General features: G+C 41.6%; 17 protein-coding genes. 14 read left to right on the top strand and 3 right to left on the bottom strand.

Features of this window, described 5'->3' with window-relative positions; translation table 11 throughout:
- The first annotated feature begins 101 nt into the window (after nt 1–101).
- The 5 genes from GVX98_RS02275 to rdgB all read left to right on the top strand — a co-directional run bounded on the left by GVX98_RS02275 (nt 102) and on the right by rdgB (nt 3,772).
- A complete protein-coding gene (locus tag GVX98_RS02275) occupies nt 102–1,259 on the top strand; it encodes a homoserine O-acetyltransferase (RefSeq protein ID WP_159127141.1) in 1,158 nt (385 codons plus the stop codon).
- Nucleotides 1,259–1,852: a methionine biosynthesis protein MetW gene (gene metW, locus GVX98_RS02270; RefSeq protein WP_004979039.1), complete on the top strand. Its 594-nt coding sequence runs from the start codon at nt 1,259–1,261 to the stop codon at nt 1,850–1,852. The genes GVX98_RS02275 and metW overlap by 1 nt, the downstream gene beginning before the upstream one ends.
- Nucleotides 1,849–2,439, top strand: coding sequence for a tetratricopeptide repeat protein (locus GVX98_RS02265; protein WP_004692440.1), 591 nt, complete (start codon nt 1,849–1,851; stop codon nt 2,437–2,439). Before metW ends, GVX98_RS02265 begins: the two co-directional genes overlap by 4 nt.
- Before the next feature lie 78 nt (nt 2,440–2,517).
- Nucleotides 2,518–3,018: a hypothetical protein gene (locus GVX98_RS02260; RefSeq protein WP_004979036.1), complete on the top strand. Its 501-nt coding sequence runs from the start codon at nt 2,518–2,520 to the stop codon at nt 3,016–3,018.
- 133 nt (nt 3,019–3,151) lie between these two features.
- Nucleotides 3,152–3,772, top strand: coding sequence for an RdgB/HAM1 family non-canonical purine NTP pyrophosphatase (gene rdgB, locus GVX98_RS02255; protein WP_035326407.1), 621 nt, complete (start codon nt 3,152–3,154; stop codon nt 3,770–3,772).
- 120 nt (nt 3,773–3,892) lie between these two features.
- On the opposite strand, the gene GVX98_RS02250 is transcribed toward rdgB, so the two are convergent.
- Nucleotides 3,893–4,777 (bottom strand): permease, encoded by an 885-nt coding sequence (locus tag GVX98_RS02250; protein WP_159127140.1) that lies wholly within the window; start codon nt 4,775–4,777, stop codon nt 3,893–3,895.
- A gap of 159 nt (nt 4,778–4,936) precedes the next feature.
- Between GVX98_RS02250 and tatA the strand changes: the two genes are divergently transcribed.
- The 4 genes from tatA (at nt 4,937) to GVX98_RS02230 (ending at nt 8,892) form a co-directional block, all read left to right on the top strand.
- Nucleotides 4,937–5,158, top strand: a complete 222-nt coding sequence (gene tatA, locus GVX98_RS02245) for a Sec-independent protein translocase subunit TatA (protein WP_004979030.1) — start codon at nt 4,937–4,939, stop codon at nt 5,156–5,158.
- Between the two features lie 17 nt (nt 5,159–5,175).
- Nucleotides 5,176–5,634: a Sec-independent protein translocase protein TatB gene (gene tatB, locus GVX98_RS02240; RefSeq protein ID WP_004979029.1), complete on the top strand. Its 459-nt coding sequence runs from the start codon at nt 5,176–5,178 to the stop codon at nt 5,632–5,634.
- Nucleotides 5,631–6,410, top strand: a complete 780-nt coding sequence (tatC, locus tag GVX98_RS02235; RefSeq protein WP_004979026.1) for a twin-arginine translocase subunit TatC — start codon at nt 5,631–5,633, stop codon at nt 6,408–6,410. Before tatB ends, tatC begins: the two co-directional genes overlap by 4 nt.
- Nucleotides 6,411–6,582: 172 nt before the next feature.
- Complete coding sequence (locus tag GVX98_RS02230; RefSeq protein ID WP_004979024.1) at nt 6,583–8,892, top strand: PhoX family phosphatase; 2,310 nt, start codon at nt 6,583–6,585, stop codon at nt 8,890–8,892.
- Nucleotides 8,893–8,932: 40 nt separating this feature from the next.
- On the opposite strand, the gene GVX98_RS02225 is transcribed toward GVX98_RS02230, so the two are convergent.
- The gene (locus tag GVX98_RS02225; RefSeq protein WP_004979023.1) at nt 8,933–9,715 is read right to left on the bottom strand and encodes an NRDE family protein; all 783 of its coding nucleotides are present in this window, start codon (nt 9,713–9,715) and stop codon (nt 8,933–8,935) included.
- Nucleotides 9,716–9,808: 93 nt separating this feature from the next.
- On the opposite strand from GVX98_RS02225, the gene lgt reads away from it, so the two are divergent.
- The 3 genes from lgt to GVX98_RS02210 all read left to right on the top strand — a co-directional run bounded on the left by lgt (nt 9,809) and on the right by GVX98_RS02210 (nt 11,477).
- A complete protein-coding gene (gene lgt / locus GVX98_RS02220; protein WP_159127139.1) occupies nt 9,809–10,621 on the top strand; it encodes a prolipoprotein diacylglyceryl transferase in 813 nt (270 codons plus the stop codon).
- 100 nt (nt 10,622–10,721) lie between these two features.
- Nucleotides 10,722–11,105, top strand: a complete 384-nt coding sequence (locus GVX98_RS02215; protein ID WP_159127138.1) for an AzlD domain-containing protein — start codon at nt 10,722–10,724, stop codon at nt 11,103–11,105.
- A gap of 3 nt (nt 11,106–11,108) precedes the next feature.
- On the top strand, nt 11,109–11,477 hold the full coding sequence (locus tag GVX98_RS02210; protein WP_159127137.1) for a hypothetical protein: 369 nt from the start codon (nt 11,109–11,111) through the stop codon (nt 11,475–11,477).
- 39 nt (nt 11,478–11,516) lie between these two features.
- Here the strand turns inward: GVX98_RS02210 and GVX98_RS02205 are convergent, their stop codons facing one another.
- Entirely contained in the window at nt 11,517–12,026 is a 510-nt protein-coding gene (locus GVX98_RS02205; RefSeq protein ID WP_087011366.1) for a CHAP domain-containing protein, read from the bottom strand.
- 527 nt (nt 12,027–12,553) lie between these two features.
- On the opposite strand from GVX98_RS02205, the gene thyA reads away from it, so the two are divergent.
- Together thyA and GVX98_RS02195 are read left to right on the top strand one after the other, a co-directional pair.
- Complete coding sequence (gene thyA, locus GVX98_RS02200; protein WP_004692464.1) at nt 12,554–13,396, top strand: thymidylate synthase; 843 nt, start codon at nt 12,554–12,556, stop codon at nt 13,394–13,396.
- Nucleotides 13,397–13,512: 116 nt separating this feature from the next.
- The gene (locus GVX98_RS02195) at nt 13,513–14,025 is read left to right on the top strand and encodes a dihydrofolate reductase (protein ID WP_159127136.1); all 513 of its coding nucleotides are present in this window, start codon (nt 13,513–13,515) and stop codon (nt 14,023–14,025) included.
- Nucleotides 14,026–14,029 lie beyond the last annotated feature (4 nt).

Below are 14,029 nucleotides of genomic sequence, written 5' to 3'. Positions count from 1 at the left end.
GTATTAGCAATAATAATTAGCACTAAAATGACTTTAGAAGGATACCCTCAAGTGGTATCCTTTTGTTTATTAACCCCAAAGATTTAAGGCGAATTATTCCTGTGTCTTTTCCTGCTGACTCCGTGGGTATCGTTAGTCCACAAAAGTTTACTTTTGAAGAGCCCTTAGAGCTCGAATGCGGTCGTATTCTCCCTCGTTATGAACTGATGGTTGAAACCTATGGTGAGCTCAATGCAGATAAATCCAATGCGATTTTAATTTGCCATGCACTATCGGGTCATCATCATGCAGCGGGTTACCATCATGCTGACGATAAAAAACCAGGTTGGTGGGATGCCTGTATTGGCCCAGGCAAAGCGATTGATACTTCAAAGTTTTTCGTGGTTGCACTGAACAATATTGGGGGCTGTAGCGGTTCAACAGGTCCAACTTCGCCAAACCCTGAAAATGATAACCGCCCTTATGGCCCAGACTTTCCTTTAGTCACCGTCCGTGACTGGGTTAAAACCCAAGCCATTTTATCCGATCATCTGGGTATTCAAGTCTGGAGTGCGGTGATTGGTGGTTCGCTGGGTGGTATGCAAGCCTTGCAATGGTCAGTTGATTATCCTGATCGTTTGCAAAAATGCGTGATTATTGCCAGTGCACCGAAACTGTCTGCTCAGAATATTGCCTTTAACGAAGTCGCACGACAGTCAATTTTGTCCGATCCAGACTTCCATGATGGTCGCTATCTTGAAAATGATAGCTATCCAAAACGTGGCCTAATTTTGGCACGTATGGTCGGTCATATTACCTACCTGTCTGAAGAAGCCATGAAACAAAAATTTGGTCGCGACTTAAAGTCAGGCAAATTTATGTACGGTTTCGATGTCGAATTCCAAGTCGAAAGTTATTTGCGTTATCAAGGTGAGCAATTTAGCCGTAACTTTGATGCCAACACTTATCTGATTATGACCAAAGCTTTGGATTATTTTGATCCTTCACGTGAGTATGAGCAGTCTTTAGTTAAAGCCATGTCACAGACCAAATGTCAGTTCCTTGTGGTGTCCTTTACCACCGACTGGCGTTTTACCCCGCAACGTTCACAAGAAATTGTGGATGCGTTGATCACCAACCACAAACCGGTGAGCTATTTAGATATCGACGCTGAACAAGGCCATGACTCATTCCTGTTCCCGATTCCTTTGTATGTAAAAGCATTACGTGCATTTTTGGGTGGTTCTGAACACCCTCAAGCAACTCAGGAGGCTGTGTAATGCGTATTGATCATCAACTGGCAGAAAAATGGATCAAACCTGATTCTAGCGTACTCGATTTAGGTTGTGGTGACGGTGAATTACTGGCCCATATGAGTAAAAAGCACAATATTCGCGCATATGGACTGGAAATTGATCAAGAAAAGATTGCAATTGCAGTCGGTCGCGGGTTAAATATTATCCAACAAGACTTAAACTTGGGTTTAAGCCGCTTTGCAGACCAGTCTTTTGACTATGTCGTTATGGCACAAGCCTTGCAAGCGGTAGATGCACCAGATGTTTTATTACGTGATATGGTGCGCGTAGGGAAACAGGCGATCATTACTTTTCCTAACTTTGCCCATTGGAAGACCCGTTCTTTCTTGGCACTGAAAGGAATGATGCCCGTTTCTGAAGCTTTGCCGTACATGTGGTATAACACACCCAATATCCACTTATGTACTTTCCGTGATTTTGAAGCACTTTGTGCGGAAAATAACATCAGAATTATTAATCGACTCGCTGTAAATGGGGATCAACAAGATAGTTTACTCAGTAAACGTCTCCCGAATTTGTTTGGTGAAGTCGCAATTTATCGAGTGAGCGCTCTATGAAAAAACTATTCTTAAGCACGACACTACTGGTTGGACTTTTGAGCATTCAGGCTCATGCAGATTATGTTTCCCCAACCACTTCTGTTGCGAGTCAAGCTGCACAATATTCTGTTATGGATATCAATAGCTTAATTAAAGCGGCAAAAGCAGGTCAGCCTGCTGCGCAGTTCTATCTTGCAACCAAGTATCAACAAGGTAAAGACATCTCTGCAGATGAACGACAGGCCTTTGCTTGGTACAAAGCAGCTGCAGATCAAGGTCTTTCGGCAGCTCAGCTAAATGTTGGCCGTATGCTTGCAGATGGCCTAGGCACTAAAAAAGATGAATCTTTAGCACGTCAATACTTTGAAAAAGCAGCCAGCCGTGGTGATAACCGCGCAAGCTTTAATTTAGCAATGATGGAAGAACAAAAGAAAAACTACATGGGTGCTTATCAATGGTATGAGCTTTCAACTCGTGATGGCATGCTCGACAATAAAGTGATTACACTTTCTGAAGGCAAGAAAACAGCCTTGGCGGCAAACTTAACACAAGATCAAATTCGTCAAGCACGTGACCGTGCAGATAAATGGATTCAAGCTCAATAAGCTGAATGTTAAAGATAGAAGAGCCGACTTGTGATAGTCGGTTTTTTATATCAAAGATAACTAAAACTTTTTGATATTATGATTGATTACTCTTATTTAGATACACTGATTAACGATTGTGAAATAGCAAAGCAATCAAAACCTATAAACACCTATATTTATTCAAGTAATGAAGATCTAGAAACCTTTTTCATTCTTCACAGAAAAGAGCTAATACAAGAAGATATTTTTGCAATTTATATTATTAAAGAAATCAATGGTAATTCAGAAGAAACGCGTTTCAAATTCGAACAGTTTAAACATAATAAAGAAATAGCTTGCCCAAAACTCAACCACAACCCTTCTGATGTTTTGTATGTAGGTTCTTCCTCGAAGAACGTGATAAACCGCTTAAAACAGCATATTTTAGGTGCTCATAGTAAAACCTACGCTTTAAGATTGGTAAACTGGTTTCAAGGCGAATACGAAATTGAAATTCGAACATATAAAGTCGCTTCAAATATATTACAGCTAATTGAAGACAATTTATCTCATAACTTACATCCAGCATTTGGAAAAACAGGAGGAAATAATAAATAGTTTGAAATAGAACAAAATGTAAATTTAAAGAATTATTCTCCTAATGAGTCCTAAACATAACGACTCAACACTATCCTATTCTAATGAAAAACCCTAAAATCCAACTTAATCTATGCTAGTTTCAAAAACAGATATGTCTACACAAAATTGGTTATCCCAAGGCACGTTAGTCCTCGCAAGCAATAACAAAGGTAAAATTGCGGAATTTGAAAAATTATTTGCAGAACTCAACTTACCTGTTGAAGTGATTGCTCAAGGTAAATTGAATATTGAAGATGCCATTGAAGATGGTCTGAGCTTTGTCGAAAATGCGATTATTAAAGCACGTCATGCTTCTAAAATTTCAGGAAAACCAGCCATTGCAGATGACTCTGGGATTTGCATCCCTATTTTAGATGGTGCACCGGGGATTTACTCTGCGCGTTATGCAGGTGAACACGGCGATGATGCTGCCAATAACCAAAAATTATTAGCTGAACTCAAGCCACTGCGTAAAGACGGTCAATCGATTGAAGGCATGTTTGTATGCGTTTTAGCGTTAGTACAACATGCCGATGATCCTCTTCCGCAAATTTTTCAAGGTATTTGGAAAGGTGAAGTACTGGAGGCTGCACGTGGTGAAAATGGTTTTGGTTATGACCCGCTATTCTGGTTACCCGAGCTAGGGCTTTCAAGTGCAGAAATGAGCAAAGAAGAAAAAAATAAAATCAGCCATCGTGGTCAGGCGATGCAACTGTTTAAAGCCAGTTTATAATAATAAAAATTGAAATGCGCAATGTCTTCTCCCTTTGGGGAGAATGGTGGCGAAAGATTTTCGATACTCCCCTCTATCGCCCTTGCGCAGCACTACACATCTCCAGCTAAAAGTGAGTGCTTAGATCACAGCAAATACATGCAGCAATAAACCATAGATACTCACCACGAAACAGCTGATGATTGTACCTGAAGCAATGTATTTTGCCGACGTGCCTGTACCCTGATAATACGTTTCCAAAGCCACAATATTGGCTGCTGGCGGTAAACAAAATAATAAGAACATGACCCCAATATATTGTTCAATATTAGGAATAGCGAGATAACGATAACTCAGCCCGCACAACACCGCGCCACATGCTAATTTTAACAAAGCAGTCTGACTACTTTCCCACAGGTCCGCTTTCTCAACTTTGGTGTGCCTCAACCACATGCCCAATACACACATGCCAGAGAAGCTCATACCAAATTTGGCTGCACTATAAACCACATCAATCAGATCATGCTGTGACCAATGTTGCACCCCAACGGAACGAAAAATAACAGCCAGAATCAAAGCAATCATGGGTGGAGCACAGAGCACTTTTTTTAAAATAAATGAAAAAGGTAACGGTGTTTGGCTCACAGCCGTAACTGCCCAGAGATTGCCAAAAATAGAGCCACCGATGTATAGCGCCACCATTGCTGGACTAATTTTTGTGCCAAACAACGCAATCGCAAAAGGAAAGCCTAGCCATGCCATATTGACATAACTAAAACATAGGGCGCTTAATTTATTCTCTGAAAAATAGAGGAAAAAGTAAAATAAGAGCACTGCCACTACAAAACTGAATAACATCAGACTAAAGCTACCAGCCTGATAAAACACCATGTTGTAGACAATAACAATCGGAATAAAGCAACGTGCTAAAAGACTTGAAAAGCCTGTTTTCAACCGTGTTGCCAATGGGGTGGATGCAAGCAATAAACCACTAAGAAAGGCCAACAGAGGGAGCAGCAAAGTCACTTCAATATCCTTGAAATTTCACCGAATCATCATAACACTGCTTTTTCTCAAAATCAGTGCGAAGCGATCGTTTTGTCTTGAAATTGAAACATCATCGTCACCGCAATGTCACACAAGCCTGTTGATATAGGGAAAACGAAAAATGATGAGGATCTACCCATGGCGGGACTATCAATTTGGCACGTACTGATTTTTGCAATTGTGGTTATTCTTCTTTTTGGTACAGCCAAACTTAAGAACTTAGGTAAAGATGTCGGCGGTGCCGTGAAAGACTTTAAAAAATCAATCCGTGATGAGGACGCTGAAGCCGCTCAACTCAATGAACCACGCACCTTAGAACATCAAAATAGCAACACAAGCAACTCAACCGTCAAACATTAAGTCATTGGAGTTTTGCGATGCTCAATATCGGCATGACAGAGCTTTTGGTGTTTGGCATTATCGCACTATTGGTTCTTGGACCAGAGAAATTACCTGAAGCAGCGCGCTTTGCGGGCAAGTGGTATGGCAAAGTCAAACGCATGGTCAGTAATGTGCAAAATGACATTGACCGTGAGCTACGGATGTCTGAATTACGTGAACAAATGCAAAATGAAATGAAGCGAATTCAGGAGCTTGAACAAAAGATGCAAGCTCAAATGCAACACATACAACAACAAAATATTTTGGCAAATGAAAAGCACCAAGAAACTGCCATACTCGATAATAAAAATATCTCCCATACTTATCAGTATGTGAATCAAAAGGCACCTGTATTACTGACACTTCAACCTATGAAACAAAAGTCATCTGTAGATTCGGTACCTTATTTAGGCTGTGTTCAAAATAGCTTTGAACCGATGCGGGAGGCTGTATGAAATCTAACAACTTAAGCCCTGTAGTGACTCGAGATTCAGAGCAACTGCTGCTTGAAGAAATGCCGATTACTAAGCACTTGATCATCTTAAGAGGTCATTTATTTAAAATCGTCGGTTTAATTCTCATTTTGTTTTTTTGTTTATTGCCTTTTGCCAATCATAGCTACCAAATGCTATCTGAACCCTTACGAGCACAACTTCCAGTTAGCTCATCTATGATTGCAACGGATGTTACTGCCACCTTCATGGCACCATTTAAACTGAACTTTTTTGTGGCTCTCATGCTGGCCATGCCTTTTATCATTTATCAGCTTTGGGCTTTTGTAAAACCTGCGCTATACGAAAAAGAAAAATCGCTCGCAACGCCTCTTTTGATTGGTAGTATTGCTTTGTTTTATGCTGGTGTGGCTTTCGCTTATTTCATTGCACTGCCATCCATTTTGCACTTTTTTATCAGTGTTTCCCCTGACACTGTGGCCCCAATGACAGACATCAACAGCTATCTCAGCTTCTGTCTAAAACTATTTTTGGTTTTTGGCTTAACATTTGAAATTCCTATTGTTACCTTGATACTCATCTTGATTGGGGTGGTGAGCACACAACAATTGGTTGAAAAACGAAAATTCATTATTGTCGGCTGTTTTTTTGTTGCAATGTTTGTGACTCCACCTGATGCTCTTTCGATGATTATGCTCGCGATACCGATGTGGCTTTTATTTGAGATTGGTCTCTTTTTTGGAAAATTGATTGAAAAAAAGCGAGCTGCTGAAGCTTAAGCTCCCCGATTGAAAACAATGAGCAGGCAAAATTGCCTGCTTTTTTTATGGCTAAATGTGCTACCGATCATTTCATGTTTTTGACATATAAACTTCACCACGCTGTCATATTGACGCTTTACCTTGTTTGTAACTTTCTAAAAACGACCAAGCAAAGACGCTAGGAAAAGACATGACATATCAAACGCCTTATCACGAAGATCAAGAACTCGATAACAACAACTCAAGCAATATGCATTTTCGCGATATTTTAGAAAAACACATTTCACGCCGTAGCTTAATTAAGAAAACAACAAGTGGAGCTGCTGCATTAGCATTAGCATCAAGCTTAACAGCCTGTGGAGATGATGATAATTCTACAAACAATGAAACAACTCCTCCAACCGATCAAAATGTACGACCACAGAAATTAACATTTACCCCAGTAGATAAAAATTTAAATGACTGGGTTACAGTGCCTGAAGGCTATACAGCAACTGTACTCTATGCAATGGGCGATTCGATTAACCCAGCATATGCAGCATGGGATGATCAAAATGTCCCTTCTGGTCCGAGTTTCCAATTCCGTTCAGGCGATTGCCATGATGGTATGAGTTTTTTTGGTTTAAACAACTCAACTGGCCGTTATGATTCGACTTCGTCAGAACAAGGTCTTTTGGTGATGAATCATGAATACATCAATCCGACATTCCTACATCCTAAAGGGCCAACTAAACCCAATGGCCGACGTCCTGAAGATGAAGTAATCCGCGAAGTTAATGCACATGGGGTTTCTGTCGTTCATATCAAGAAAGATAAGACGAATCAGAAAGTTGAAATTGTACAAAATTCTATTTTCAATCGTCGTATTACAGGCTCAACAATCATGGACTTTAATGGTCCAGTTACAGGTCACCCCTTACTCGCAACACAATATTCACCTGTGGGTCTCAAAACTCGCGGCACACACAACAACTGTGGTAATGGCTATACACCTTGGGGTACATATTTAACCACAGAAGAGAATTTTATCGGATATTTTAAACGTTCAGGTACCGATGAATATGCAGGTCGCTCGGACAAAGAAAAAATTGCACTCAAACGCTACGGTTTAGGTTTAAGCATCGATTATCTTTACGAAAAAAATGTAGATGGCACACCTAAAAAAGATGAGAAAGGGCAAATTATTTATATTCTTGATGGTTCAGGAAATAAAATTCCGAATAAAGATGCGCAAAACCGTACTGCTTATTTGGATACAAACTCGCGCTATGCTTGGGAAACAGCCATTGGTGCAGTTGAATCACAAGATTTATATGATCGCTGGGATGCTTCCATTAAAGGTGTAACGACTGCACAAGATTTCCGTAATGGTCCGAACACCTTTGGCTGGATTGTTGAAATTGACCCATTTGATGGTCGTCAAAATCCTGTGAAACGTACTGCACTAGGACGTTTTGCACATGAGGACTGTCGAGCAAGCCGTGCGATTGAAGGTCAACCATTTGCCTTCTACATGGGAGATGACTCTCGTGGCGAATACATTTATAAATTTGTCTCGGATGCAACTTGGGACCCAAAAGACGTTAACACGGGTTACCGAGCAGGTGACAAATACATGAACAATGGCAAGTTCTATGTGGCTCAATTTAATGATGACGGTACAGGACAATGGGTTGAATTAGCTTATGGGAAAAATGGCTTAAATGAACAAAACGTCATTTATCCATTTAACTCCCAAGCTGAAGTGCTCACATTTGCTCGTTTAGCAGGTGATACCGTCGGTGCAACTAAAATGGATCGTCCAGAATGGGTCGCAGTTAACCCAGAAAATGGCGAAGTCTATGTTACGCTGACCAACAACTCAAACCGTGGTACAGCATATACCACCGATGCAGCGAATCCACGTAACTATAGCGACCCAGAAGGCGGTAAAGGCAATGTCAACGGTCATATCATTCGCTTCAAAGAGGAAAACTCAGCGGCAGAGACCTTTGAATGGGATATTTACTTATTTGGTGCTGAAGCTGCGATGGCAGAAAACATTAACCTCTCAGGTTTAAATGATAACAACGACCTGTCATCGCCAGATGGGATGTGGTTTGACCCACGGGGCGTGCTGTGGATTCAAACCGATGATGGCGCTTATACAGACACAACCAACTGTATGATGCTTGCAGCCTTACCAGGTCAAGTGGGTGATGGTGGCGTTACAACAACTTCTAGTAACCAGACCACCCTTATGGGAGCTAAAGTCACAGATGAATACTTACGTCGCTTCTTAACAGGCCCTGCAGAATGTGAAATTACAGGAGTGACCATGACGCCTGACCACAAAGCCATTTTCATTAATGTGCAACATCCGGGTGAAGACTCTAAGAGCTACGATGCGCCAACCAGTCACTGGCCTGCAAGCCAAACAGATCGTGCAAATAAAACGGCTCGTCCTCGTTCAGCAACAGTGGTTATTACACGTAATGATGGCGGTGTGATCGCAGGTTAAGCAAAAAAACGTAGTAAATGCCGACTTATGTCGGCATCTTTTATGGTTTAAAGAATACCGCCTGTTCCGTGATTTTTCCTTTGAACTCACCCTGCTGCTGCTTTTCCAGCCAAGACCATTGTTCATGGGTCATGCGCAGGAAGTTAGAACAGCGTGTCCCATAAATAGGGCTTTGAATAAAGGTCGAAGACAATAACTCTTCCATATCCTGACTAATGCCAGTTTGCGGCAATAAGTCTGTAATAATCTTGCGCTCATCCTCCAAAATATTCCAAGCTGTCGTCTCTAATTCGCTTTGTAAGATGTTGGATTGTTGCAACATCGGTAAGAACTCTTGGGTAAAGCGCTTACGTAAATGTTTGGTTTTTTCCCAATGTTCCGTCATCAAACCATTCGACACCACATACACGCCTTTCGGAAGAACCTGTGGTGCTTCACCACGATTGCTCATATAGACCGCCTGATGCCGATCCCCCATAAAAAGATTAAAGCCCGCATAGTCACATTGTTTTTTCTCTAAGTCTTGAGCAAAACGAATCGGGGTTTGTTCAGACTCTAAAAAGGATTGAATCAAATGTCCACGAGACGTTGGATAGCTAGTTTGATCCTTTCCATCGCGAAAGTTGGTTAAAACGGCCCAACGTCCTGTTGGCGTTATACCCATCCATGTGCCGCCAGACTGCAAATCTTGCCCTGCAATAATCGGGCTATTTTCCCACTGCTTTAAATGGCTTGAAGGGCGCTGATAGAACTCATCTCGATTTGAAATCAAACACAGTGGCATCTCATCCAAGACCTGCCATGCTATTGCCACAATACACATAAACGATACTCATCATCTTTACACATTGAATGTACAACATTTTTCATCTCTTTCAGCTAAAATCTGTTCAAAACATAATGACTAGGAATATGCATGCTGACCTATCCAAATATTGACCCCGTCGCAATAGCACTTGGCCCTTTACAAGTTCATTGGTACGGACTGATGTATTTATTGGCCTTTTTGTTTGCTTGGGGACTTGCAAGCTACCGCGCGAAAGAACGTGGTTGGACACCAGATATGATCTCCGATTTGATCTTTTATGGCGCTCTAGGTGTGGTTATTGGTGGTCGTGTCGGTTACGTCTTCTTTTATGGCTTTGAGCAATTCCTTGCCAACCCAATCTGGTTGTTCCAAGTCTGGACAGGCGGTATGAGTTTCCACGGCGGCTTCTTGGGTGTAATGCTTGCCATGCTGTTCTGGTGTAAGAAATACAAAATGACTTGGTTCCAAACCCTCGACTTTATTGCGCCATGTGTCCCTACAGGGCTCATGTTTGGCCGTATTGGTAACTTCATTGGCGGAGAGCTTTACGGTCGCCCAGTTGCAGATCCAAACTTTGCACTGGGTATGATTTTCCCAACGGATCCGCTACAGCTAATTCGCCATCCGTCTCAGCTCTATCAGGCCTTTTTTGAAGGGTTATTGTTATTCATCGTACTGTGGTGGTTCAGTTCAAAGCCACGGCCTCGTATGGCGGTTTCAGCGTTATTCCTGATCGGTTATGGTATGGCCCGCTTCATCGTAGAATTCTTCCGTGAGCCTGACAATGGACAGTTGTTTATCGCATGGATGAGTAAAGGCCAATTCCTCAGTTTGCCAATGATTTTGGTCGGCGCGTGGATGATGTGGTATGCCTATCAAAAGAAAATCTATGATTGGGGCCCACAAAAGAATAATGGCTAATCCGATGAGCGGATAAAATATTGGGGGCTTCATTGCCTCCTTTTTTAGGGCCAAATTATGCTAAAGTGACATATGTTTGGTTTTTAAATACATCACTCCCATGCTCGAATTTTGGTTTAATCCCTCAATTTCTATTCTTAAAAAATTACTTATTTTTATCGCAATTGCTGTTGTAACAGGTGTGTTGTATTGGATGGATCCCCTGAGTCTCGATGCCATTTTAATGTTCTTGGGTACTGGGATTGTTTTTCTGATTTGTCGTTACTGCAAAATTCATTTTGCGGCCAAGAACCCTACAGGCTTTCTGTATCGTCTACTGACTTGGATTCCGATTGCCCTACTCTTGGCGCTGATTTTTATGAATATTAAAGATGGTGAGCTGCTGATTCCAGGTGCGCAAGGGATTGGTTTTATGGCGCTGGGGATTTGCCTATTTTCCCCCCTATCTCTTTTGCATAGCAATACTCAGTCTGAGTCCCAATAAACCATGTTGAACTTTTGGTATTCTGAACGCTGTAGCCGTCAAATTAAACTCATCATTTGTATTGCAACTTGCGTGATGATTTTTATGGCAGCACAAGTTCAACAGCTTGGCGCAATTTTTATTGGTTTGAGTCTAGTGATTGGCATTGCAACGCATCTGCTACGCGGTGTGCAATTGAAGATTGCTCAGGACAATCCGTATCGGGAAGGCTTTTCGCGTTTGGTTATTTTTCTGCCCCTAATTGCCCTGATTTGTTTGCTGGGCTATCTACCCGCTCAAGATAAAATTGCGCTTGCGCTCCAGTGTATCGGCTTTAGTGGAATTGGTTTATTTTTAGTATCGATTCACGCACAACGTGAAAAAAGAATTTAATCGGGATGCGGAGTTGCTCTACATCCCGTCAACATCTGCTTAATCCATTCGATAATAGCTGTAGTTCACATTTTGGTTACGGTAAACCGCATAACCACTTTGCTTAAAATCAGAAACCCAGCCATTGCCTGAATAAGCGGCAATATGTCCATAACGGTTTTTTGCAGTACGGTCGATAATATAAATATCACCTTTTTTAGGCTGATCAAAAGATAAATTGATTTTACGATAACCAATGCTGGTTAGGGTCTTCCCCCAATCTGCCGCAGCCACAGGATGACTCTTGAAGCGTGCACCCGCAGACTCTAAGCCAATGCGAATACTTTTAGCACATTTTTGGGTGCTGGTTTGACGGGTAATATTTCTTAAGAAACCTGTAAACTTTTCAAGATCCACACGCTGATGGTTACTAATGGCCCTTTCTCGTGCCTGCTTCGAGCTTAAAATATCCGAAGCGGTGACATTTCGCTCTGACTGAGAACGTATTATGATATTGGTTTGCGCAGGCGCATAGACGTCATTCATATTTACGTTTTGATCATAAGGCATACTAAAACCAACTCTCCTCCCAATCATTAGGGGTGTGCAACTTTTCGAGTTCGAAATACTACCCGCTCAGCATTGAACTTTCATGTCGTAAATGTAATATTTTTTTTCAAAATGCAACACAACCTTTCTAAAGTTTTCTTTTCTCTGTACTTTTTGAAACCTAAATTAACTAAAAAAATTTAATCCTTACCCAAGTCCTTTTTCGCCTTAAGCTCAAATGTTTCACCATTGGCTAATGACGTCCTTAGATATGGAATCGATTGCCCATCTAAACGGCTGCCTATTTAGATCCAATACAACTTAATCATTCCAGTTTAAATCCTGTACAAAACCACTTGAATCTGGTTTTCTGTAATAGCTTTCACATCACTTTTATATGATTAATCATCTCGCCAGACTTACTAATCTCGGGTGCGTAATAAGGCACAATTCAGTATAATCATCCGCAGATTTTATAATTTAGAGTGGAAAGAACAGGCACTTCTATTAAGAGGTCTGTTCCCCCGAAGTGTTTATTTGAGAGTTTTATGAAAACGTATTTAGACCTGCTACAACACATCCTCGATCACGGCGGTGATAAAGGCGACCGTACTGGTACAGGTACGCGCTCGGTATTTGGTCATCAAATGCGCTTTGATCTTTCTCAAGGCTTCCCTTTATTAACCACTAAAAAAGTACACTTTCGATCGATCGTGATTGAACTGTTGTGGTTCTTAAAAGGCGATACCAATGTGCAATATTTACAGGACAACAAAGTCAGTATTTGGGACGAATGGTCAACCGCAGAACAAACTGCTCGTTTTGGTCGCCCAGAAGGTGAACTGGGGCCGGTGTATGGACATCAATGGCGTAACTTCGGCGCAACTAAAAAAGCCGACGGTTTGTATGAAAAAGATGGTTTTGACCAAATTGCTTGGTTAGTCAATGAAATTAAAACCAATCCAAACTCACGCCGTCTGATTGTATCGGGTTGGAATCCACAAGAAGCGGGGCAGGTTGCTCTTCCTCCGTGCCACACCCTCTTCCAGTTCTTTGTCCATAACGGCAAACTGTCTTGTCAGCTCTATCAGCGCAGTGCCGATGTATTTTTAGGTGTACCTTTTAATATTGCCAGTTATGCACTACTCACCCATATGATCGCGCAAGTCTGCGGTTTAGGTGTGGGGGACTTTGTTTGGACGGGTGGTGATACGCATTTATATGCCAATCATTTTGAACAAGCGAAGCTTCAGTTAAGCCGTGAACCTTTAGGGCTGTGCCAACTGAAACTCAATCCAGCGGTTAATGATATTTTCGACTTTAAATTTGAAGATATCGAAATCGTGGGGTATGAATCACATCCCGGGATTAAAGCACCTGTCGCTGTTTAAAGCAGATAAAGTCGAATTCAATCTCGCCTTGAATCAGCGAGATTGAGGTTTACCCATAGATGTTCTTCCTCTCCTTGAGGAAGGATGAGAAATATGACCCAACATTTGAGCGCGTTATGGCCTTTCAAAACTTAGAAGTTGTACATGTAGTCGCAATGGATCAGCAACGCTGTATTGGTAAAGGCAATGACCTACCTTGGCATATTTCAGCCGATCTAAAACACTTCAAAGCCATTACCCAAGGTGGTGTGGTCATTATGGGGCGTAAAACGCTGGAATCGATGGGCCGTACTTTACCCAAGCGTGTCAATTGGGTCATTACTCGCGACACATCTTGGACTTTTGAAGGCACAAAGGTGGCTTACAGTATCGAAGAAGCTTTAGTGCAAGCTGTTGCCGATGTTCAAGCTTCAGAAAAACCTGACAGTATTTTTATCATTGGTGGTGGTGAAATTTTTAAACAGACCATCGACATTGCGGACCGTTTAGAACTCACGCATGTTGAACTCGATGTGCAAGGTGATGCGCATTACCCTGCTATTCCAGCAGCATTCAAAAAAGTGGCGTCAGAACAACATATTGATGACAAAACTGGAATTGCTTTTGAGTTCGCAACTTATCAAAAATAAAGCA

This window comes from Acinetobacter sp. 8I-beige (assembly GCF_902505955.1).
Lineage (GTDB): Bacteria > Pseudomonadota > Gammaproteobacteria > Pseudomonadales > Moraxellaceae > Acinetobacter > Acinetobacter johnsonii.
The sequence above is the reverse complement of the archived record's forward strand: the minus strand, read 5'-3'. Positions and strand labels throughout refer to the sequence as shown.